Source organism: Anaerocolumna jejuensis DSM 15929 (genome assembly GCF_900142215.1).
Classification (GTDB): Bacteria; Bacillota; Clostridia; order Lachnospirales; family Lachnospiraceae; genus Anaerocolumna; species Anaerocolumna jejuensis.
In genome coordinates this window covers 142,882-165,851 of sequence record NZ_FRAC01000014.1, presented here as the reverse complement: position 1 = coordinate 165,851, position 22,970 = coordinate 142,882, and the positions used below count along the sequence as shown (strand labels likewise).

General features: G+C 40.6%; 15 protein-coding genes. 8 read left to right on the top strand and 7 right to left on the bottom strand.

Features of this window, described 5'->3' with window-relative positions; genetic code table 11:
* Positions 1-53: 53 nt before the first annotated feature.
* From BUB77_RS14870 to BUB77_RS14850, 4 genes are all read right to left on the bottom strand, one after another.
* A complete protein-coding gene (locus tag BUB77_RS14870) occupies positions 54-2,462 on the bottom strand; it encodes an ABC transporter permease (RefSeq protein ID WP_170866659.1) in 2,409 nt (802 codons plus the stop codon).
* Positions 2,440-3,345 carry an ABC transporter ATP-binding protein gene (locus BUB77_RS14865; RefSeq protein WP_073277283.1) on the bottom strand — a complete coding sequence of 302 codons (906 nt, stop codon included), beginning with the start codon at positions 3,343-3,345 and terminating at the stop codon, positions 2,440-2,442. Before BUB77_RS14865 ends, BUB77_RS14870 begins: the two co-directional genes overlap by 23 nt.
* A gap of 11 nt (positions 3,346-3,356) precedes the next feature.
* Entirely contained in the window at positions 3,357-4,715 is a 1,359-nt protein-coding gene (locus BUB77_RS14860) for a hypothetical protein (RefSeq protein ID WP_073277281.1), read from the bottom strand.
* Between the two features lie 725 nt (positions 4,716-5,440).
* On the bottom strand, positions 5,441-6,598 hold the full coding sequence (locus BUB77_RS14850; RefSeq protein ID WP_073277277.1) for a S8 family peptidase: 1,158 nt from the start codon (positions 6,596-6,598) through the stop codon (positions 5,441-5,443).
* Between the two features lie 803 nt (positions 6,599-7,401).
* On the opposite strand from BUB77_RS14850, the gene BUB77_RS14840 reads away from it, so the two are divergent.
* The gene (locus BUB77_RS14840) at positions 7,402-9,009 is read left to right on the top strand and encodes a multicopper oxidase family protein (protein ID WP_073277273.1); all 1,608 of its coding nucleotides are present in this window, start codon (positions 7,402-7,404) and stop codon (positions 9,007-9,009) included.
* Between the two features lie 372 nt (positions 9,010-9,381).
* Here the strand turns inward: BUB77_RS14840 and BUB77_RS14835 are convergent, their stop codons facing one another.
* Positions 9,382-9,741, bottom strand: a complete 360-nt coding sequence (locus BUB77_RS14835; protein ID WP_073277271.1) for a hypothetical protein — start codon at positions 9,739-9,741, stop codon at positions 9,382-9,384.
* Between the two features lie 501 nt (positions 9,742-10,242).
* On the opposite strand from BUB77_RS14835, the gene BUB77_RS14830 reads away from it, so the two are divergent.
* On the top strand, positions 10,243-11,859 hold the full coding sequence (locus tag BUB77_RS14830; protein ID WP_073277269.1) for a recombinase family protein: 1,617 nt from the start codon (positions 10,243-10,245) through the stop codon (positions 11,857-11,859).
* Positions 11,860-11,900: 41 nt separating this feature from the next.
* On the opposite strand, the gene BUB77_RS14825 is transcribed toward BUB77_RS14830, so the two are convergent.
* A complete protein-coding gene (locus BUB77_RS14825; protein WP_073277267.1) occupies positions 11,901-12,542 on the bottom strand; it encodes a S8 family serine peptidase in 642 nt (213 codons plus the stop codon).
* A 281-nt stretch (positions 12,543-12,823) separates the two neighbouring features.
* On the opposite strand from BUB77_RS14825, the gene BUB77_RS14820 reads away from it, so the two are divergent.
* Complete coding sequence (locus BUB77_RS14820) at positions 12,824-13,843, top strand: ROK family protein (protein WP_073277265.1); 1,020 nt, start codon at positions 12,824-12,826, stop codon at positions 13,841-13,843.
* Positions 13,844-13,887: 44 nt separating this feature from the next.
* Complete coding sequence (locus BUB77_RS14815; protein ID WP_073277346.1) at positions 13,888-15,054, top strand: MFS transporter; 1,167 nt, start codon at positions 13,888-13,890, stop codon at positions 15,052-15,054.
* 96 nt (positions 15,055-15,150) lie between these two features.
* Here the strand turns inward: BUB77_RS14815 and BUB77_RS14810 are convergent, their stop codons facing one another.
* The gene (locus tag BUB77_RS14810; RefSeq protein ID WP_073277344.1) at positions 15,151-16,548 is read right to left on the bottom strand and encodes an MATE family efflux transporter; all 1,398 of its coding nucleotides are present in this window, start codon (positions 16,546-16,548) and stop codon (positions 15,151-15,153) included.
* Between the two features lie 547 nt (positions 16,549-17,095).
* Here BUB77_RS14810 and BUB77_RS14805 point away from each other — a divergent pair.
* From BUB77_RS14805 to ppk1, 4 genes are all read left to right on the top strand, one after another.
* On the top strand, positions 17,096-18,565 hold the full coding sequence (locus BUB77_RS14805) for an amino acid permease (RefSeq protein ID WP_073277263.1): 1,470 nt from the start codon (positions 17,096-17,098) through the stop codon (positions 18,563-18,565).
* A gap of 323 nt (positions 18,566-18,888) precedes the next feature.
* Positions 18,889-19,446: a DUF5662 family protein gene (locus BUB77_RS14800; RefSeq protein ID WP_073277342.1), complete on the top strand. Its 558-nt coding sequence runs from the start codon at positions 18,889-18,891 to the stop codon at positions 19,444-19,446.
* A 105-nt stretch (positions 19,447-19,551) separates the two neighbouring features.
* A complete protein-coding gene (locus BUB77_RS14795) occupies positions 19,552-20,478 on the top strand; it encodes a Ppx/GppA phosphatase family protein (RefSeq protein ID WP_084124273.1) in 927 nt (308 codons plus the stop codon).
* On the top strand, positions 20,459-22,594 hold the full coding sequence (gene ppk1, locus BUB77_RS14790; protein ID WP_170866658.1) for a polyphosphate kinase 1: 2,136 nt from the start codon (positions 20,459-20,461) through the stop codon (positions 22,592-22,594). The genes BUB77_RS14795 and ppk1 overlap by 20 nt, the downstream gene beginning before the upstream one ends.
* The last annotated feature ends 376 nt before the right edge of the window (positions 22,595-22,970 follow it).

The window sequence follows — 22,970 nt, the reverse complement described above, 5'->3', positions numbered from 1 at the left end:
CTTTTATTATAAACCAAGAGGGGATAATACACAAGAAAGTGCGGCAGGACTTTTTAGCGGAGGTTTCGGTTGCAAAATATTCTGTATGCTACTGTTTCAGTCAGTACTATAATTATGATTAAGGCTGCCACGTAGAGGCATACATATAAAAAGGAATTCTGTTCTGAAAAGTGCCGGTACATATTAAATCCATCAGCAAATGAATATCGTTCAACTAACTTCGGAACAATGTAACGAAAGATCATAGGTACACTTAATGTAAGAACACCGGTTAATATGGTAAGGGTTTGCTTCTTAAGCAGTTGTGCTAATAAGAGTAGAGTACTTACCATAGCAAAAGCCGTAGTTAATTGTATCATCATTATTAGAACGATAAATTGTATGATAGATATTTTAAAGGGAAAATCGCTGAATATCTGGATACTCTGAATCGGGGCTGTCCAATCAGTGAAATGATAGCGCCCGGCAAGCGTTATGTATATTGGTATATAGATAAACAGCATAAGTAAAGCCGCGATGGCATAGGCGATGAATGATTTCTTGAAAAACAGTTTACCTCGCCCATTTTTCGTACTTCTTATTAAATTTATCATTCCATTCTTATATTCAATGCAAAAAAGATTACAAAGACACAAAATCAGGAGGACGGAATATAGCAGTCCGAGCAGTAAGTCTCGATTGGAATCCTCAAAAATGTAACTGCTGGGAATTGTACTGATAAAATGTAAAGAAATATCCTTTTGCTCTTGTAAGCCGGAAAGTGATTCATACTGTTGTTTTGCTGTCTGGAAACCTGGATAAAATTTTGCAAATTCGGATAGTTCCAAGGATTTATTTCTGTAGTCCTCCTTGCTGATCTCATGGTTATTATATTGTTCTAACAATAAATTGATATTTACTGATAGATGATCAAACCGTTGCTGCTCATTTTCAAGAAAAGAATTTTTACTTTCATCCAGCTTACCTGAGAGCTGCCTGGCATAATACTCATAGTAGTATTGCGCATCCGTGTAAAATAACTCACTCCGGTCAAGGTATTGGAGCCCCAGTAGAAAAGCTAATAATAATAAGAGTAGCCCTTTATTGGAAAACAGTATTTTAAATAACTCATGATTCCATAAATGCACGGATCCATTGGACAGGTGATTACCACCTTTTCTTTTGAATAAGGCTGGATTGAGTGAACTGTTTTTACTTCCGGATTTACTGAAAATCCACAGGTATGTAAGGATGCAAAGTATGATAAGGCTTCCAATAAGGGAGATGGAACTACTCAATCTGGACACTGGATAACCAAATAGATTCAAGTTGTTATAATATGCAATCATTTGATAGCTATCAAGAAAGGAAAAGATATTTAGGTATTTCAAAGGATTCAGATAGGAAGTGGGGTATATGAATGAATAAGCCAGATAGCTGCAGGCAAGTATCCCGCCATTGATCAGAAAGGCCAGTTTTGTATTTGAAAATAACGTAAACAGCAGGGTCGTAATGACAGCAAAGAGTAACAATGCAAATAACTTTAATAAAAACAGTACAATCAGGTAATGAGAAACGGTTAAAGGCATTTCTGCATCCCGAAAGCTAGCCATAGATTGTATGAATCGTCCGGTATCACCAAAACCAAATCGGTCTTTGGCAGAAAATAAGTTGCCTCCATAAAATATAACAAACAAAAATAAGGTAGATAAAAGTAATACCAGAAGTTTTGAGCCTGCTAATTTTAGCCTCCCATTGGTGGTGGATTTGAGAATAGTTAGCAATCCGTTTTCTCTTTCTTCCGCAAAAAGAAATACTGATAATATTAAGATAAATAACAGGAGGAAATAGTCAGTGAATGCAAAACGGGAGACAGCTATAATCCCTTCTTCCTGACCTAATTCCAGAGATAATTGTTTTAAGTCATTAAAATCAAGTACTGTCTTTTGAATATTCCGATAAGCAAAGGTATCTTTCTTCGCAAAGATAGAGACACTTTCCATAGATTGTGCCTTTTTCTCCATAGAGCCGATGAATTGAGGATAGGATGAAATGGTATTTAACTGTTCGATTAATTCATTAATAGCAGCATAAGCGGTTTGAAATTCAGCTTCTTTCTTAATATGATAGGAATATCTTTGGGTAAACGCTTTATATGCTATTGGTACTGGATAATCATCAAGCAGAATTTGTATGTCGTTTTGAGTAACTGCCTCTGTAACGCCGATTGAGCGGTTATATAAAATCCGTGAAAGTATACTATAGTCATTTTGGATTTCCTTAAGTTCACTTAGTGCCTGCTTGGGCTCCATACCAGAATATTTTGTTAATAAGCTCTGGTATTCCGTTGTATTATGAAATACCACTTCCTTTTGGGCTTGAAGAAAGAGAAATATATTCAATCCAAGTAAAAGGAATAGTAAGAAGAAAATTACTTTTTTATGAATCAGTTTATTAAATTCATATTTTATTAATTGCATCATAATCATCCTTCGCCTCTTGAAAAAGATAGAGATAAATGTCTTCTAAAGTGGTAGGCGCACTCATAGCATCTTTTTCTACCGGACATTCATCAGCAATAATTTTTACACAAACCTTACCATCCTGCTCGCCAACAATATTACTTACGGAATAGCGATTACAAATGTCTGGTAAATCTTCAGGGGTAATATGAATTTGCCATACCTTATTTTTATAGCAATCCATCACCTCACGAGGAGTACCTTTCAGTAAAAGTTTTCCTTCCTTTATGAAAATAAGTTCCTTTGCAATGTATTCAACATCAGAGACAACATGGGTTGCAAGAATTACAATTTTATCCAAAGCAATCTGGCTTATAAAATTACGAATCCGGATTCGTTCTTTGGGATCCAAGCCGGCTGTCGGTTCATCAAGAATAAGAATTTTGGGATCGTTTAATAATGCCTGAGCAAGTAAGATTCGCTGCTTCATTCCACCGGAATAGCTGCCAAGTTTTTTCCCGGCATCCTGTGTTAGATTCACAAGATGGAAGAGATAGGGAATTTCTTGTCTTGCCTGTTGCCTGGACAGACCTTTTAATGCCGCAAAATACCATAAAAAGCGTTTTGCTGTAAAGTCTTCATATAACGACTGTTGTTGGGGCATGTAACCTAAGAGACTTCGAAACTCCTTGCCCATGGATAAAACATCTTTGCCATCCAGTGTAACAGAGCCTTTACTGGCTTTGATATTGTCCGTAATAATATTCATCAAGGTACTTTTTCCAGCACCATTTGGACCAAGCAGCCCGTAAACACCGGGTGTTAGAGTTAAGGAGAAGGAATCTAACGCTTTCTTACTATTTCTTTGATAAGACTTCGAAATTTGATTTAATTCTAATTGCATGGAAACCTCCTCTAATTATCAATTTTATGGCCAGGTGTCATTTTATCAAGTTCCATTTCAAACATTAAGTGAAAATCTATCTTACCAGTTTCAAATTTATCCTTATTTGCATATAAAATCTGATAGGTGGTATCTGTTTGATTTTTTAAAAAAAGATGTTCTGCACTACCACATATTATTTGAGAAGATGTTTTGCTGTAAGAACCTGTAGGAGTAGAAGCAATTGCATTACCATCCGAATCTGCTACTATCAGTGACAGTTTGTCAGCAGGCTTTGAGAAGGGAGACCATTTTACATCGTCAAGATAAATATATTTCCCATCAGAGTATAAAGTCTGATAATTATCGGTTGAAAAGATTTCTTTCGCCTTTGAACCGTCTAATTCACACATATAATTATGCGTTTGAGTTACTTCTCCGGTGGTGTAATCCAGAGTAGTATATGAGTACTGAATATGATCATGATGGAATGCTATATGTGCCGGAAATGAATTACCCTTTTCCTGCATGATACAAGCAGACTTTTTTGTATTGAGATTATAGTGTTGGATACGTACTGTTGTAATCTCACTGTTCATTGCAAATTCTCTAAAGTATATATTTTGCCCATAACAAATAAGATCTTGAATATTTCCGTCTGGGATTTTTCCTTCGAAGATTGTTACAGGCTTCTGTGAGGCAGTTTTACTCAAATCATATTCACTTACACCATATATTGAAGTTCCATTTTCATCATATACTCTGCCTGCAACATAGACCTTGCCCCGATGAATCGCCAGTGAAGAGGGAGTATATTTAAAATGAAGTACTGTTTTACGCTTTGTACCATCTTTCGATAGTTTGATCAGTTGATATGCTGTACCAGACTTATCACTGGAATCTCTTTCCAAAATATAGACGTTTCCATCAAAGTAGGAAACGCTCCCACCAGAGCGTATACCTGGAAAGCAGGCATTACAGCTTGTAATTTTCTCAGGATCTGTTTCATCAGAATGGAGGCAATTGGGTTTATTGCATAGGATAACCGGATTCATGGTAGTCTTATCTGCATAGTAGAGATAGAATCCGCTGAGAAAATAGTAGCCGTCTTCACTTTCGGCTATATCCGAAAAGCTCCCCTGGTTATTGTAGGTGTATTGGTAATCTTGGTATGGGATGTATGTATTCGATGTATTATATTGCTTGGAGCATGAAGTGAAAAGAAGTAAGACGATGATGCAAGAAATGAGTAATGAAAGTTTATTTTGCATAATAATAACCATGCCTTTCCATAACCTGCAAACGTTGGGACGCAGGCGCAAATTTGCGTGAGATTTATTTTTAAACTTTTCTTTTAAAAGTAGCAGGAGTAATGCTTGAAGTATAGACATTGCTCCTGCTAGTGCAAGTCTAAATCATTAGATTGATGTGTAATCTTCCCATGATCCTCCACTTCCTCCACTAACTCGGTGAGTTCCATAAGCATGTTTTGAAACGGATCCGTAATGGTTCGAGGTCGCAGTAACTGTAACAGTAGTACTATTTGCACTGCTGCCAGAAACAGTGTACAGATTTGTGCCAAATCCATAGACATATTCTACATAAACATAATGTGAAGCGGACCCACTTGATCCTGTTGTTGCAGATGCGCTAGTACTACCCATCGAGAGACTGCCGTAAGTACTAAGTCCACCCACACTGCCGCTTACGTATGAAGCCGCAGAGACTTTTGTTCCGAAGCTGCTGATTAATACAGTGGCTGATAATAAAGCAACGCATGTACAAAAACCAATATTAATAACCCAGACCTATCAATACCCGTTCCTTTGAATTAATTACTGCCAGCTATTGAATTCTCAAGGTGCATAGCTAAAATCTATGTACGAAGTTTGAGTTAATTAATGTAATTCATCCGGATTCAAATATTAATTTACATTAATTTACTTTATAATACCATCAACTACTACAGTAGTCAATAGACGTTGGCGTCTATTCTATTAGTCATTTAATAATATTACTTTCTTAGATGTAAATGTTCTAAAAGTTATGTATGTACACAATAGATGGAGGAGCTTTTGAGTTGAAGCTCCTCCATCTATTTTATTTGTATAAATTATCATTGCGTCAGCATAAACGTATTCCTCAAGCATAAGGCTCCATAGCCAAAAGTGGGATTGGGATATACCGGCTCAAAGCTTAATTCCCTGGCGCCGGCTATTAAGTAAGCCCGCATCTTCTCACCGTACATATAAGGGTCATGACCTTCTACAATACCCCATTGCATCATAAGGGCACAGCTTCCGGTTACAAAGGGTGTTGCCATACTGGTACCGGAGCGCACAGTGTAACCGCCTCCGGGTGAACAGGAGTTAATATTGACACCGGGAGCTGTCAGGTCCGGTTTAATTGGTGCTCCGTTTCTTGGAAAACCGCGCCCGGAAAAGAAAGCAAGGCTGTCATTGGAACCATCATAAGCTCCTACGGATATCACTCTTTCCGCAGTGGAAGGAATGGTAAGAGTCGTTTCTTCCGTGGGACGCAGGAAAGCAGTCTGGGGATTTAATACGCCCCCGGAAGGCAGCCACATATCATAATTTCCGACAACAATACTTCTTGGCACTAATTCGATTGTCCATATGCCGGTTTCGACATACTCATTGACCGGTATGAATTCCAGGTAAATTTCCTGCTGCGGATTATAGGGGAGAGGCTTTCCGTAATAAAGATAAATTTCTGTAGGTCCGATACGAAACTGCTGAGTGCCAAGGCGTTCGGGAATCGGACCCACTCTTGTACCTCCCGGAGAGGTAATCACGATTTCAAATTGGTCATAAAAATTCTTCCAAATCTGAAGGTTAAAGGTAAATTCATACTCACCTACGGCAAGTTCTACTATTTCACGGGAAGCTCCAGGCGTCATAGTCAGGACTCCGCTGGTATGTTTACTGGTGGTGCCCTCATTGCCTGTACCGACACAGATGTTGATTCTTCCTCTGTTGGCGATTTCATTCATGTAGTTTTCCAGAATAGAGTTACCGGTATGAGAACCGTAATTGGTACCAAAGCTGATATTAATTGACATGGGCTGCCGTAGTTCCAGGGAACGTTTCACACAGAAATCAATGCCCTGCATTAGCTGCGTAGTCCGGGGAAAGGAATTGCCGATGGAAGAGCCGAGCTTTACAACAAGCAAATCACTCTGGGAAGCAACACCCCGGTATAGTCCATTGCTGGCTCTCCCGTTACCGGCAGCTATTCCTGTTACATGTGTCATGTAGTTGAATACGAAAATGTGGATATGTCTATTGCCTATTCTGATAGTCTGTGTTATGCTAATCCCATAAAATGGAACTCTTAAAGCTATATAATATAGTCAGCTTCTTACGCAAGAATGGTTAAATTTCAAATAGCATTCGGGTGTCAGAATGTCATGTTTTTTAAATTTATATTGGGGGAATAATTATGTACAAAATTTCATTGATTTTTTCAGGAATTTTATTTTTGCTTGGCTGTATGACCTTAGGTGCTGCTATATTTTGCTCGGATGTTTTACCGAGGATTTTTAAGATATATTTACTCTCGCATCCAACAAACTATTCTGATGATATGTTGTATATAAATTCAACAAGAATTTATTTGTTAGCCTTTGCAGAAATTATACTTGGTATATTCAGTTATTTTTATCATTTGAAAAAGACAAAATAAGAAGTAATTTATATCAGCTAAGATAACAGATCATAATGTATTCCTGCTCAATTTTATCACTGATTGCAAAGCCGGCCTGCTGGTACATTTTTTAGGCATAATTGCCTTTTAGGACCGAAGGGATACCTTTGAATTTCCATATTTATTTTAATTGAGTATCGTTTGGGCAGGTTAAATAACTTTATAGCAGGATAGATAAATGCCAGGCAGCGGTTTTGATTTCACTATCAAAACCGCTGCTTTTCTTTGCAAAGCAAAGCAATTGCAGGGTATAACAACAATGAATCGACATAATAAGACACAAGTTGACATCTGCTTCATATAATAATGTGAGGTTTTTTTAACCTTTTTAACGTAAAGGGAGGATTAATTATGGAGCATAGTTTACAGAATAGTCCACAAGAGCCAGAATATCGCAGTGAACCAATAGCAGAAGTGGATCCGTCGAACCCGGAGACTATTCCGAAATTTGTAGATCCGCTGCCAATACCCCATATAGCTAAGCCTGTCAACAATTGCTGTTCATCGGAAGAGGATGAAAACTATTACCACATTTATATGAAGGAAGCAGAGCATCAATTTCACAAGCTTTTTCCGAAAACAACTATCTGGGGCTATAACGGGACCTATCCCGGCCCTACAATAGAGGTTGCTAAGGACACAAGGGTGAAAGTGAAATGGGAAAATGATCTGCCCAGAAAGCATCTTCTGCCGGTTGACCATACCCTGCACGGGGCCATGGATACACCGGATGTAAGAACCGTTGTTCATCTTCATGGTGCCAACGTGGCTGCTGACAGTGACGGGCATCCGGAGGCCTGGTTTACAAGGGATAACACTTTTGTCGGACAAAAATATTCAAGAGAAGTTTATGAATATACGAATCACCAGACCGGAGCGCTCCTGTGGTATCATGACCATGCTATTGGAATCACGAGATTAAATGTATATGCCGGACTGGCAGGCTTCTATATTATAAGGGATTTCCTGGAGAGAAGGCTAAACCTTCCGAAAGGCCCTTATGAGATTCCTATTATGATCCAGGATAAAACCTTTAATAAGGACGGTTCCCTGTTCTACCCGGATAATGCAACGCCCCCTGTTGATAATCCTGTTCCGTCAACACCTTCCTTTTTCTTCGGAAATACGATAGTCGTAAATGGAAAGCTATGGCCGTACCTGGAGGTTGAACCCCGTAAATACAGGTTCCGTATTTTAAATGCCTCTAATTTACGCGGTTATGAGCTGAAACTGAGCAATGAGGAAGTATTTCACCAGATAGGTACCGATTTGGGATTATTGCACCATCCTGTGGACATTGAATCCTTTATTTTGGAACCGGCTGAAAGAATAGATCTGATTGTGGATTTTTCGGCATATAAAGGCCAGGAAATATTATTGCTGAATATTGCACAGGGACCTCCCAGCCCCGGTATGGAGCTGATAATGAAATTCAAGGTGAAGAAGGAACTGGAATGTCCTGACACAAGTACGATACCGAAGGAATTAATGCCCCTTCATAAAATGGATCCAGCACTGGCAATCAGGCAAAGAACGATGTATCTGGATGAAACGACCGATCATTACGGAAGAGTAGTGCATTTACTCAATAACAGGATGTGGGATGCTCCGGCCACTGAAAAGCCGAAGTTAGATACCATTGAAATCTGGAATATTGTGAATAATTTCAATTTTCCTCATCCTATTCATTTGCATCTGGTACACTTTGAAATACTGGGAAGAAAGCCGTTCACGGCAGAAGACTTTGATGAGGAAGGCAACTATAAGCTGGATTTAAAAAATTTAAATCCTCCGCTAAAATATGAAAATGGACCAAAGGATGTCGTAAGAACGGAGCCCGGGCAGGTGACGACGATTATCATGCACTTTAAAGAGCATACCGGAGATTATGTATGGCATTGTCATATCCTGGAACATGAAGACTATGATATGATGAGACCATTAATTGTGGAAAGGTAAAGAAGCTCAAAAATAAAAAGGCAGAAAGCCTTTTAAGTTCTGTAAATCACACGATGTAAAATATAAGGGAAGTAATCAAGGGCAGAGCCGGCTTTTATGGATTCTGCCCTTGACTGCAAAATAGACGTCAGAACAGTTGTTTTCAAGATACTTTGGCAGTACATAATAAAAGCTGGTCTATTCCTATTGACCGTCAATCATCCTGAGTTGATAGCAAGGAGTTCTGCTAAGGCAAAAATTCCAGGCTTTCTATGATTTTAAGTATCATAGAAAGCCTGGAAGGTATTAATTTGCAGATTTCGTTTCGCAGATCCATATATTAGCAGCAGTATAAATCTACGTCCAATCCCATATATAAACTTTTAATGGAAATTAATCTTCCCATTCTTTTTTGCAATTATCTTTGCAGATATTTTTTGTTGAAACTTTTTCACATTCTACAGAAGTACCGCCTACGATAGCTTTTGCGCCGAAAACAACAGGTATTTCCACACAAATCTTCTGGCTGAGTGTAAAGGTGCAGGTTCCGTTAGGACGGCCGCAGCATTCATCTTTTCCGGGAGTTACACGAGCATCGCCACAACAGATGGTTTTAGGAGTTCCAGCATGTGCAAAGGGAATTACTGTAACGGGAACACAAACATCTGCCAACTGAAAAGCGGTGGTGGGGCAGGTGTTCTCACAAGGAATAACTTCTCCTACAGGGTTGGTTGGTGCAATAATATTATCCATATAATAAATCCTCCTTAATTTTTACTTACAATGTATATTATGAAAATTGTCGAAATATGTTACAAAAACTACGCAAAATATAAATAAAAATAGGGCAGATTCTGATAAAACTACAGAGGAAGCTGGAGAATCCTTATTACTCCTGACACGCGGTTTACAGCAGGTGCTTGCTAAAGCCGCCTGCAGTATATCACCATCGGGGAATTAAGGATGAAACAGCCATTCGGTAATACGAATAGGACGAATTGCAGTAAAATATATTTTACTGATGAAACCCTATGTGAGAGGGAACAGCTAAATGTTTGTCGTAAAGGATGTATACAGGATAAAATCCCAGGAAGAGAGAAATAAGGCAATAACCCGGATTCTTATAAGGCTTCTTAAAAGCAGACAGCAGAGTAAACAGGCTTGATACGAATGGAGATTCTGCTTATATCATAAGCATTTGCACATACACCATATGATAGGAAGTATGAAGGCTTTAAAGCAGGAGTTGGAAAAATGTTAATCCAGGAATTCAGGGGAGATGTAAAGGTGGAAAAAGCAGCAATATATTGCAGACTGTCCAAGGAAGACCAGGATAAGATTAATCAGGGAGATGACAGTGCAAGTATTCAGAATCAGAAATTGATTCTGATTGACTATGCAATAGCACATCAATTTGCGGTATATGATATTTATTCCGATGATGATTATTCGGGGCTTGACAGTGACCGGCCTGATTTTAACAGATTGCTGGCGGATGCCGGTAAGGGCTGCTTCCAGATAATCATATGCAAGACACAGTCCAGATTTACCAGAGATATGGAGCTGGTTGAGAAGTACATACACGGGCTCTTTCCTGCCATTGGTATCCGGTTTATTGGAGTTGTCGACAATGTGGATACCGATGTAAAGGGAAATAAAAAGGCCAGGCAGATTAATGGATTGATAAATGAATGGTACTGTGAAGACCTTTCGGAAAATATCCGCAGCGTGTTCCGCAGCAAGATGGAAAAAGGCCAGTTTCTCGGCTCCTATGCTGCTTATGGCTATAAAAAATCCCCGGAGGACAATCATAAGCTGATAATAGATGAAGAAGCTGCTCCTGTGGTCAGGAAGATTTTCCGCTATGCCGTACAGGGCCTGGGTAACCGGCAGATTTGTGATAAATTATATGAAGAGGGAATTCCAACACCCAGTGTTTACAAGAAAAATCAGGGGTTTGCCTATCAGCATTCCTTTAAGGAAAATGATTATGCCAGGAAAAATATCTGGGGAACTTCAACGATACAGAAAATCCTCAGTAACCGGATGTACACGGGAGACATGGTGCAGGGCAAGCAAAGAAAGGTAAGCTATAAGAGCAGGAAAATGGAAGCTGTTCCGGAGCCTGAATGGATTATCGTACCGGACTGTCAGGAACCGATTATAGACAGGGATACCTTCGGGCTTGTGCAAGAGCTGAGAAAGGGCAGACGGTATGCAGCTTCTGTGGAGCAAGGGGGCGGGAAGCAGGTCAATCTTCTTGCCGGAAAGATAAAATGCAGGGACTGCGGCAGTACCTTAGTCAGGTGCAATGGTGATAAGAAGTACGTAACCCTGTATTGCCAGCTGTATAAAAGAAGCAGGAAGGAGCAGTGTTCTCCCCATTCCATAAATTATAATAAGCTGATGGAATTACTGGAAGCTAAAATCAGGGATATGATAAAGCATCATGTACAGCAGTGCCAGCCGGAGGAAGGCCTTATATTTGACAGGGAGGACAATAGGTTATTGAAACAAAAGCAGTCCGGCCTTTTAAAGGCAGAGGAGGAGCTGAAGAGAACCCGGAAGGCAATTTCCATGTTATATATCGACAGGGCGAACCGGGTTCTATCCGAAGAGGAATATATGGATTTAAAGGGAAACCTTACCCAGATGGCAGAAGGCCTGTATGAAAGGGTGAAAAAACTGGAAGCTGAAATCCAGGCACTGGCTCTAAAAAAGAAACACGAGAATTGGGATGACTTAATCCCTGGGGCCGTGGATTTTGAAAAGCTGGATCATGAGCTGATCAACGAATTTGTGGAGTATATTGAGGTTGGCGAAAAGAACAGTGAGAAGAACCAGGAAATCATTATACATTGGAGATTCTGAATTGTCAGTTCCCATATTTAATTTCTTGTTCCCATTTTTGATTATTCTTTTATTTTTTTCGGATTCAAACACTTCACATGGGTTCCATGACCGGATAAATCAACACTTGGTACAATGGCCAGGCGCTCCGGCTGGGTGGGAGCATTTAAGGCTTCGTTTATCTGCTCTCTGGTATAGAGGGTGCCGATGGCATAGCCTTCCGGCGGTTTCCCTTCAATTGTCTGATCCCACAGTTCAATAATCCGTGTGGTTCCGTCCGGATTACGAAAATCCGGATGGGCATAATCAATCCCGGAATCAATGACCGCAACAATGACACCATTGCCGAACAGATTATATTGGGACGTCTGCAAAGGATTAATACAGGAAACACTCCTTCCCTGGTTTACGGAATAGAAGAGGCGCTTCGGTTTTTCAATGAATTCGATTTCCTGATAAGCGGTAAGTTGGGGAATGAGATCCTGACGGAGGGTAATAATTGCATATTCATTCTGGAGTGGAACTACGGTAGCGCCTAAATCGCTGGCAACACGGGAGAGATCACCGCTGTATTTTACAATCAGCTCCCATATTTTAACCTCAGGTATGAAGCCGATATTTAAGTCGAGGGTTTTAGCCCTTACATCTTCCGGAACATCCAGAGCCAGATTCAATTGATTATCTGCTTTTCCGCTATTTGCCATAGCTTGAACCTGCTTATATTAGTTATTTTAATATATGATAAGGCAGCAAATGGTTGCCGGTTTAGCAGATAAATTTTTCTTTTACCGATTGACATTTACATCAAAACTTATTATACTGAAATTACTTATTAAAGAACTTTTAAAAAGGTATTTTTTAATGATGCTACAAGAATATTTTATACACAGGAGGAAGGAAAAGAAATTCCATAGCTTTCGATATTAAAAGCTGGAATATAGCCAATAGAAGCATACAACAGGAATGTCTGGCAGGAGGTGAAAGGATGTTAAGCGGAAATACCCTTCTCATGAAAGAGGTCAATAAAAATCTGGTGCGGGAGAGCTTAAAGCTATTGCGGCAGGCCACCAAGCAGGAGCTTTCCTTTAAGACCGGTCTGAGCGTAGTGACGGTCAATTCCCTTTTGGCTGATATGATAAAGGAGGGAGAGGCTTTTGAAGGAGAGATGGTTCCATCCAACGGAGGGCGCCCTTCCATGCAGTATTGCTACAATGTTAATTACAGTCATGGAATTGTAGTATATGGCCATCAAAAGGAGAATAAGAACTGCATCCATTTGGCAGTTGTAAACCTGGCAGGTGAAATTGTTTACCGGGAAGAGACCTTTATGGCGGATATTGTGGTAGAAAGCTTTGGAGAAATGATAGACAGGGGATTACAAAAAGTGTCCTCCGTTTCCATCCTTGGGTTCGGCCTTCCGGGGGAAGAGGAAGATGGGATTGTAACGCTGAATGATTACAGCAGCCTGATAGGTGAGGAATTTATGGCGTATTACAAGAGCAAATACAACATACCGGTTATCTTTGTAAATGACATTAATGGAGCCGTAAATGGCTATTTTCATTATAAAGCGATTGGCGGTATGAAAAATATAGCGGGGATTTATTTCCCAAGGCTTTATAATCCCGGTGCCGGACTGGTCCTTAACGGTGAGGTCTATACCGGATATAAGAGCTTTGCCGGAGAGATTGGAAATCTTCCCATTGGAATTGAATGGAGGCAGCTTGATTATACCAACAGGGAAGTGGTTGCAGAGAGCCTCGGTAAACTGGTAGCAGCTTTTTCCTGTATCATTGCGCCGGAGCAGTTCGTCCTCTATGGGGACTTTTTCAAAGAAGGAGATGCCATAAGCATTAAAGAGTATGCAAATAACCTGTTAAGGGGTGAATTTGATGCCTATGTGGTGGTATCGGATAGCTTCGAAGAGGATTATGAACAGGGAATGATACGGTTTTTACTGGAACAATCCGGTAACAAATATATTCTATCAAGAAAGGGCCAATGAATATTGTGCCAATTAATGATTTGAGATTCAAGAAAGAGGTTCAGATGACATTACTATTATTAATCATTATTTATCTTGCTTTTATCAGTCTGGGGCTGCCGGATTCCCTCCTTGGGTCTGCCTGGCCGGCCATTCAGCCAATGTTTCATGTACCGGTTGCCTATGCCGGAATCATAACGATGATTGTTTCCGGAGGAACCATTGTTTCCAGCTATTTTAGCTCTACCATTATAAAGAAGCTTGGAACCGGGCTTGTTACAGCTATCAGTGTTATTATGACGGCAGCTGCCCTCCTGGGCTTTGCCTATTCGGATAATTTCCTTTGGCTCTGTCTCCTTGCAGTGCCTTTAGGGCTTGGAGCAGGCTCTGTGGATGCGGCCCTGAATAACTTTGTCGCTCTTCACTATGAAGCCAGACATATGAGCTGGCTCCACTGCTTCTGGGGAGTGGGAGCCACGGCAGGACCTGTAATTATGGCTCATTTTCTGAAGCAGGGCGGCAGATGGGATATGGGTTACCGCACCATCGGAATAGTTCAGCTAGGCCTGTCCGTTATTCTATTTCTCTCCCTGCCCTTATGGACAAAGGTGAAGCAGGAAGCAGAAAACAGCAAGGAGGAAATTTCCACTGACTTAAGCCGCGGTGAGTTATTAAAGAAAAAGGGGGTACTTTCCGCCCTGTTTGCTTTCTTTTGTTATTGTGCCTTTGAAGCCACAGCAGGACTTTGGGGCAGCAGCTTCCTTGTATTTTCTAAGGGTATTACGGCAGAAACGGCCGCAAAATGGGTCTCGCTTTTTTACCTTGGCATTACCATCGGAAGATTCCTGGCAGGCTTCCTTACCATGAAGCTTGATAACCGTACCATGATACGGATAGGAGAAGGGATTATATTATTCGGTATTTTATTATTGTTTCTGCCCGGAGGCGGAATTAGTTTACAGGCAGGGCTTCTTTTCACAGGCATTGGCTGTGCGCCCATCTATCCCAGCATGATACATGAGACACCCAGGCGCTTTGGCAAGGCAATTTCACAATCCTTAATGGGAATGCAGATGGCCTGTGCCTATATCGGTTCCACCTTTATGCCGCCGCTTTTTGGTACCATTGCCAATGCAACGACCTTTTTGCTCTACCCGGCAGCTTTGCTCCTGTTTCTCTGTATGATGGTCATTTTATCCGAAAAAAGTGCCCGGGCTGTCAGTGAAGGCTAAGCATTGCTGATTGTTTAAACTATACGCTTCTATTGCATTATATGGTAACTTATCATAAACAGGGCAGGAGACCTTTTGGCATCCTGCCCTGATCTATTATGTACAATTTTTTTCTTTCAGCTTTAATTCCTTTAACACTACACTTAACATGGTCAGAAAACAGGCGCTTCCGCCGATAAAGTTGGAAACAGGCTCCGCTAGGAATACTCCGGTAGTGCCGGAGCGGAAGAAATGGGGCAGTAAAAGGGTCAGAGGGACTACAATCACAATTTTTCTTAAGATAGAGAAGAACACTGCGTATTTGGCTTTGCCCAAAGCCACGAAAACAGCCTGACCGGCAAATTGCAGGGACATCATAAAAAAGCCGAAAAAGTAAATCCTTACGGCAGGCATGGCAGCCTTGATTAAAGCAGGATTATGGTTAAAAATCCGGATAAAGAAATGGGGAAACAGATGCAGTAGCCCCCAGGCAGCCAGCGTGTAGGCAATACAGGTCACGGACATGAATTTAATTGCTTTTCTGACTCTTTTATAAGCACCGGCTCCGTAATTATAACCTATCACCGGCTGGGAGCCGTTGGTTAAGCCAGACACGGGCATGGAAATTATTTCACGGATGGAATTTAAAACGGTCATAACGCCCACATACAAATCCCCTCCATAAAAAAGGAGGCTTTTATTGCAGACAATCTGGACAATACTGTTGGTAATAGCCATCATAAACCCGGAGAGGCCAAGGGCGGATATCTTCCTGACAATAGCAGGCTGCAAGCGTATATTACAGGCCTTTAGCCGAATCAGGGCTTTTTTGCCGGTCAGAAAGTGAAATACCCAAAAGGCGGAAAGAAACTGTGAGATAACCGAGGAAAGAGCCGCACCGGTAACACCCATATGGAATACAAAGATAAAGATAGGATCAAGGATGATATTGGCAATAGCACCGAGCAGGACAGTAGCCATACCGATGCCGGAAAAGCCCTGAGAATTAATAAAGCTGTTCATGCCAAGGCTCACCATAACAAAAAGATTTCCTAAAAGATAAACACTGATAAAAGCATTTGCATAGGGAAAGGTATCATCACTTGCTCCAAAAAGGTATAAAAGTGGCTTCTTCAGAAGAAAACCCAGAATGGTAAGAATAACAGAAAATAATAGAAGCAAGGCAAAGGAATTGCCCATAATTTTTTCTGCCTCCTCCTTCTCACCCCTTCCCCTGGCAATGGAACAAAGAGGCGCACCTCCCATGCCAAAAAGATTGGCAAAAGCAATGATAATAGTAGTAATGGGAAGGGTAAGGCCGATACCGGTCATAGAGAGAGTAGCATTTCTTGGGATAAGTCCAATATATATCCTGTCTATTACACTATATAGGACATTAATAAGTTGTGCGAGAGTCATTGGAAGGGCAAGCCTTAAAATATTCTCTACCACACTTCCCTTCGTAAAATCATTTTGCTTTAGCTCTTTTTTTCTGCTGTTAGTAAAATTTTTCAATACAATTCTTCTTTCTGTTATCACTGCCATCTTGAAATTGATGCAATCCGTTATAATATCTTTTATCTGTCAAATTAAATATTTTTCCATTGTAGCATAGTTAAAAGAAAATAGAAAGCTGATTTGCCCGCAATACACCAACAATTTGCCCTGCAATGCACCTTCAACTTGCCCTTCAAAGCAATTTCAATAACCAGGCAATTTGCATAAAATAATAAGCAGAAATGTGCCTATGGAAATGTATTAGAAGTCCTTTTCTCTGAAGCTTTTGTGCTATATCATCAAACAGATTGTCTGAGCTCAGCGAGTTATCAGTTTGATGATATGTCCAGCACAAAAGCTTCAGAGAATTAGGACTTCTTATACATTGGAATCGAAGCCTTTCTGCTTATTATTTTATACAAATTGCCGTCCCATTTTGAAAAACTACCGTTTGCCATTCATACCAAAACTTGAATTAAAAAGGAAAATACGTCCATGCATCTATTAAATATTATGAGAGATACTATATTAGAAATACTGTTTAATTTTATGCATGGAGGTATGTATGGGAGAAAAGCGTGAAAAAGGATTATCAGCCTGGCAGCTGACAATGATGGCGGTAGGCTCAGTAATTGGAGGTTCCTTCTTTTTGGGTTCATCCGTTGCCATCCATTCTGCCGGGCCATCCATTATCCTTTCTTATATATTGGGAGGAATTTTAGTTTATTTCATTTTATTTGCCCTTTCCGAAATGACAGTGAATAATCCGGGTGTCGGCTCCTTTAAAGGCTTTGCGGCAGATGCCTATGGACAGGGAGCGGGCTTTGTTACCGGCTGGGTTTACTGGACAGGTATGATCTTTGCCATGTCCAGTGAAGCAACAGCCATATCAATTTTAATAAAAAACTGGTTTCCCGGTATTTCCACTATCATAGTGGGAAGTTCCATTATTGTTGGTGTAACCCTCATTAACCTGCTGGGAGCCAGCAGGCTTAGCAAGCTGGAAAGCAGTCTGGCTGCCGTTAAGATAATTACCATTGCTGCCTTTATTATAATGGGAGGACTTTTAATCATCGGGGCAATAAGAGGTGCTGTTGGTCATAATGGTGCCGTATACAACCGTCCGGCTTTTCTTTCCGAGCCGTTCTTTGCAAATGGGTTCAGAGGATTGGCAGGAAGCATGTTAATCATTATGTTCGCCTATGCAGGCTTTGAAGTGGTAGGACTGGCTGCTTCGGAAGCAAAGGAGCCAAGGGTGACCGTACCGAAGGCAATTCGAAAAATCGTTGTCCTGCTGTTAGGCCTTTATATAATATCTGTGGGAGTGCTGCTCTTTCTGATTCCTACCGGTGATATTAATGAGGATACAAGCCCTATGGTAGCGGCCCTGAACCGCTTTGGCTATGGCTGGGCGGGAACGGTATTAAATATTGTATTAATCACTGCCATACTCTCTACCATGCTGGCCGCTATGTTTGGTTTGGGAAGAATGATTCGTTCTCTTGCAGATGAAGGTCATGCACCAACCTTTTTAAAGGAAAAGAGTGAGGTTCCATACAAAGGCATCTTATTTTCCGGTGCTGCCATGCTCCTTGGACTTTTTGTTGGCATGCTTCTGCCCCAGGTGTATCTGTTCTTAATCAGTGCCGGCGGTTTTTCCTCTCTTTTTACCTATGCCATGATAATGGCCTCCCATATCCATTTTCGTAAAAGGTATGGAAAACCGGAGGATAAATTGCGGCTTGAAGGCTTTCCTTATTCCTCTTTGTTCGTACTCATTTGTTTAATTGCTGCAATTGCCTGTATGCCCTTTATCAAAGGTCAGGGAACAGGGTTGATAGCAGGACTTGCCGTTGTAGCTTTTTATAGTATCTCCTATTTCTTCATGAAGCTCTACCAGAAAAACAAGGAAAGAAAAGGCAGTTCCTATCAGACCGGTGACAGATTGAGCTATGAAATGTCAAAGGAGCTTACGGCCGGGGAGTTACCGGAAAATAAGGGAACCGGAGAGGACGGTGAGAAGGAAGAATCTTAATTTTTTCCGTATAAGTTGTTGCATTAGAAGGGATGAAAGAATATAATTAACCCAAACTTAAAAGCCGCAGAGGCTGAGACAGCTTCCAGTGATTTGGCTTGCCAAGTGGTTATAGGTATTCCTGCGGGGAACCTATTTATAAGCTGTGCAGGGTTATAATTGATTAAAGAAATTAATTTACAGGAGTGAAAGAAAATCGGATACGAAAGGATAACACACACAGATTCTTCTGCTCCTTTTTATTTGTGGCAATACAGCAGAATAGCCGGCAGAACAAACGAGACTTTCTGTCAGCATACCTGCGGTATGCAATAGGTGTAAATATGAAGTGGTTACAGCATTTAAGAACAATTAATCATCACAAACGTCTGGTTATGAAATATTGTTTTAAAGCAGGGCTTTACAGACAGGGACTTCTCCATGATATGTCTAAATACAGTCCTGTGGAATTTTTCGTAGGCGCGAAGTATTTTCAGGGAAACAGAAGTCCCAACAATGCGGAAAGGGAAGACAAGGGCTACAGCCTGGCCTGGCTTCACCATAAGGGACGGAATAAGCATCATTTGGAGTATTGGATCGATTACAGCTTAAATGAAGGTGCTCCCATGACGGGCATGAGGATGCCTGTCAATTATGTGGTCGAAATGTTTTGTGACAGAGTGGCGGCCTGCCGGATATACCATAAGGATGCTTACAAGGACAGTGATGCCCTGGATTATTTTAATGGTTCCAGAAAGCATTATCTGATCCATCCGGATACGGAAATGTTATTGGAAAGGCTTCTTGCCATGTTAAAGGAAAAAGGGGAAGAGGAGACTTTTCGTTATATCAGATCAGAGGTACTTACAAGAGGATACGACATTTTAAAACAAAAAAACTAGTTTTATGTACCGATTTTACACTGTCTTAATAATTGCTTTACATAAAATAAACAATGCCGGGATACAATGCTTGTAGATTGAACACCGGCAGACAGGAGGATTTGTATGCTGTATGCAATAGTGGATTTAGGCTCCAACACCATGAGGTTATGTGTCTATGAACAGAGTGACGGCAGTCTGAAATCAATCTTTGAAAAGAAAACCATGGCTGGTCTTGTGAATTACATAAAAAACGAAAGACTCAGTTCGACAGGTATCAATAGAGCCTGTTCCATATTGGAAGAGTATAAGCTGTATATTGCAAACTTTGGTATAGGAGAGAAGGAGCTTAATGTCTTTGCTACCGCTTCCTTAAGAAACATTGTAAATACCAAAGAAGTTATTGATAAAATCAAAGAGGTAACGGGCCTTCATGTGGAATTGCTTTCCGGTGAAGAGGAGGCTACCCTTGACTTTATGGGAGCCATTAAGGTGTTTCAGGGTGAATCCGGTACCCTGGTGGATATCGGCGGCGGCAGTACGGAGCTGGTATCTTTTCAGGACCGGCAGATTCAGTATGCCACCAGTATGCCGGTTGGTTCCCTCAATCTGTATGTGAATTATGTAAAGAAGATTATACCCAAGGAGGATGAAAGAGACCTTATCAGGGAACATGTAACAGAAGCCCTTCATTCCCTGGAGCTGAAAAAGGAAGTATCCCCTTGTATCTGCGGTGTAGGCGGAACCATGCGTGCAGCCGTCAAGTTAAGCAATCAGATTTTTGGATATCCCAAAGAAAATATTACGGTAAAGACCTCTGATATCAAAGAAATGCTTACTATAATCCATAATAGCAAAAGGCAGACCATTGCCCCGATATTGCAGGTAATACCGGATAGAATCCATACCATAATCCCAGGCCTTATTGCAGTTGATACCATTGCCGCTTTTTACGGAGCGGAGCAGATTATCGTCAGCAAATATGGTGTAAGGGAAGGATATTTGTACGAAAGAATTATGAAGGAGAATGTCTATGCCCCATCCGGAAAATAATTTCCAAAATTCCTTTATGCAAAACAGGGAACTTTCATGGCTTCGCTTTAACCGCAGGGTTTTGGAGGAAGCAGAGGAGGAGTCTGTGCCTCTTTATGAACGCCTGAAATTTATCTCCATATTCACAAGTAATCTGGATGAATTCTTCATGATAAGAGTGGGGAGCCTAACTGACCTTATGTATATGGATAACAACGTGGACGATAAGACCGGACTGACTGCCGGACAGCAGCTGGAGCTTATCTTTCAGGAAGCAGTCCCCTTGTATAAGGAAAGAGACAGAGTTTACCTGATGGTAGAAGAGAAACTCCGTGAATTTGGAATACGTAATCTGGATAGTAATGAATTGAAAAAAAATGAGAAAAAGCAGCTGGATAAGATTTTTGAGGATGAGATAATGCCCATACTCTCGCCCCAGGTAATCGATTCCAGACATCCTTTTCCCCATCTCAGCAATAAAAGTATCTATATCATCTGTGAGTTCACAGGGGAATCCACGAAATTCGGGCTGATCCCGATTTCCCAGTCCCTGCCAGCCTTTTTTATGCTGACCGGTACGGAAACCAGTTATATCATGACAGAGAAGGTCGTGTTGGAGCATATAGGTGATATTTTCGGTATGTATAAGATAGAATGTGCGGCTATCATATCCGTTACCAGAAATGCGGATATCAGCCCGGAGGATGAAATCTTCGAGGTGGATGACGATTTCAGGGAGCGTATGAAAAAAGTCATTAAAAAACGGTCCCGGTTATCTCCTGTAAGGCTGGAGGTACAGGGACATTTAAGCAAGGATCTGAGCAATTTTCTTCTGTCCAAACTCCATCTGACAAAAGAGCAGGTATTTGTAAGTGAAGCACCGTTAGTACTGTCCTATGTCTTTGACCTGCATAGTCACATAGGGGTATCCCTGATAAAACAGCTGAGCTATCCTGAATTTAAACCGCAGTTTCCCTCCTATCTGAGCAGTAATGAGAGTATCACTGCCCAATGCAGGCATAAGGATATCCTGCTTTTCTTCCCCTACGACCAGATGGAGCCCTTTCTTCAGTTGTTAAGAGAAAGTGCCCAGGACTCTGCGGTCATTTCCATTAAAATTACAATATACCGATTGTCCAGAAATTCCAGAATTATTGACTACCTTTGCAATGCAGCGGAAAATAACAAAGAAGTAACCGTTCTTATGGAATTAAAGGCAAGATTTGATGAAAAGAACAACATAGAATGGGCGGAGAGGCTGGAAGATGCCGGCTGTACGGTGATTTACGGCTTTGAAGGCTTTAAGGTACACAGTAAAATCTGTCTGATAACCAGAAGGGACAGAAACAGGGTATTTTATGTGACCCAGATTGGGACAGGCAATTACAACGAAAAAACCGCAAAGCTGTATTCCGACCTGTCGCTTATTACAGCTAACCAGGAGCTGGGCCAGGAAGCCAATGAATTCTTTAAAAATATGTCCATAGCAAATCTGCAGGGAAATTATAACAATCTCTTTGTGGCACCCTATTTCTTTAAAAGCAATATCTTGGCCCTGATTGATAATGAGACGGATAAGGCAAGAAAGGGACAGGAAGCCTGCATTATTATGAAATCGAATTCCCTGACGGATAAGGAAATTATGGGCAAGCTTTCCGAAGCTTCTCAGGCTGGGGTTGAGGTGAAGCTGATAATCCGTGGCATCTGCTGTCTTCTTCCGGGAATAAAAGGGAAGACAGAAAATATAACCGTATACAGTATAGTAGGACGTTTTCTTGAACATTCCAGAATATATTGCTTTGGAAAGGGAAAGGATGCCAGGCTTTATATATCCTCGGCGGATATGATGACCAGAAATACCAGAAGAAGAGTGGAAATTGCATGCCCCATTATGGATGAGGATATCAGGCAAAGGCTTTACCATATTCTTGAGGTGATGTTTTCCGATAACGTAAAGGCAAGAGTAGTGGAACGTGACGGAACTTATCAAAAGACCGGGGGAAGCGGTATTCCTTTAGATGCCCAGCAAAGCTTTATAGAAGAGGCATTGAGGAAAGAGGGCAAAAATACAGCTCCCAAAGACTATATCACCAGTTTTTTTAAAAGAATCAGAAGCATAAAAAAATCAAAAAAATAATAAAATACCATTTTTAAAGTAAGAGAGGCTGCCGCAAAAGGACTGAATAAAATTGCGGCAGTTTCTTTTGATTGAAAATAATTAAAAATGATTAAAAGTGATTGAAAATGCAGTGTTTATCAGTGCGTAAGGGCTTGGTGAATGAAAAAAGCTTCTGGCATTCAAGGCTTTAGGTCCGTTTGGAAAAGCATTACAAATATGAGAAAATAAGTAATAAATGCAGTTTTATAATAAAAAGAAGCGGACAATCTAAGTAAAATTAGATTGTTTTTTTTATTAATATTATATATAATTTCTATTATAGCAAAGAAAATATAAGAAATTTAGTAGACAATGGACAATGAAGAACACACTTTAATGCATCGTAATGCAAAAT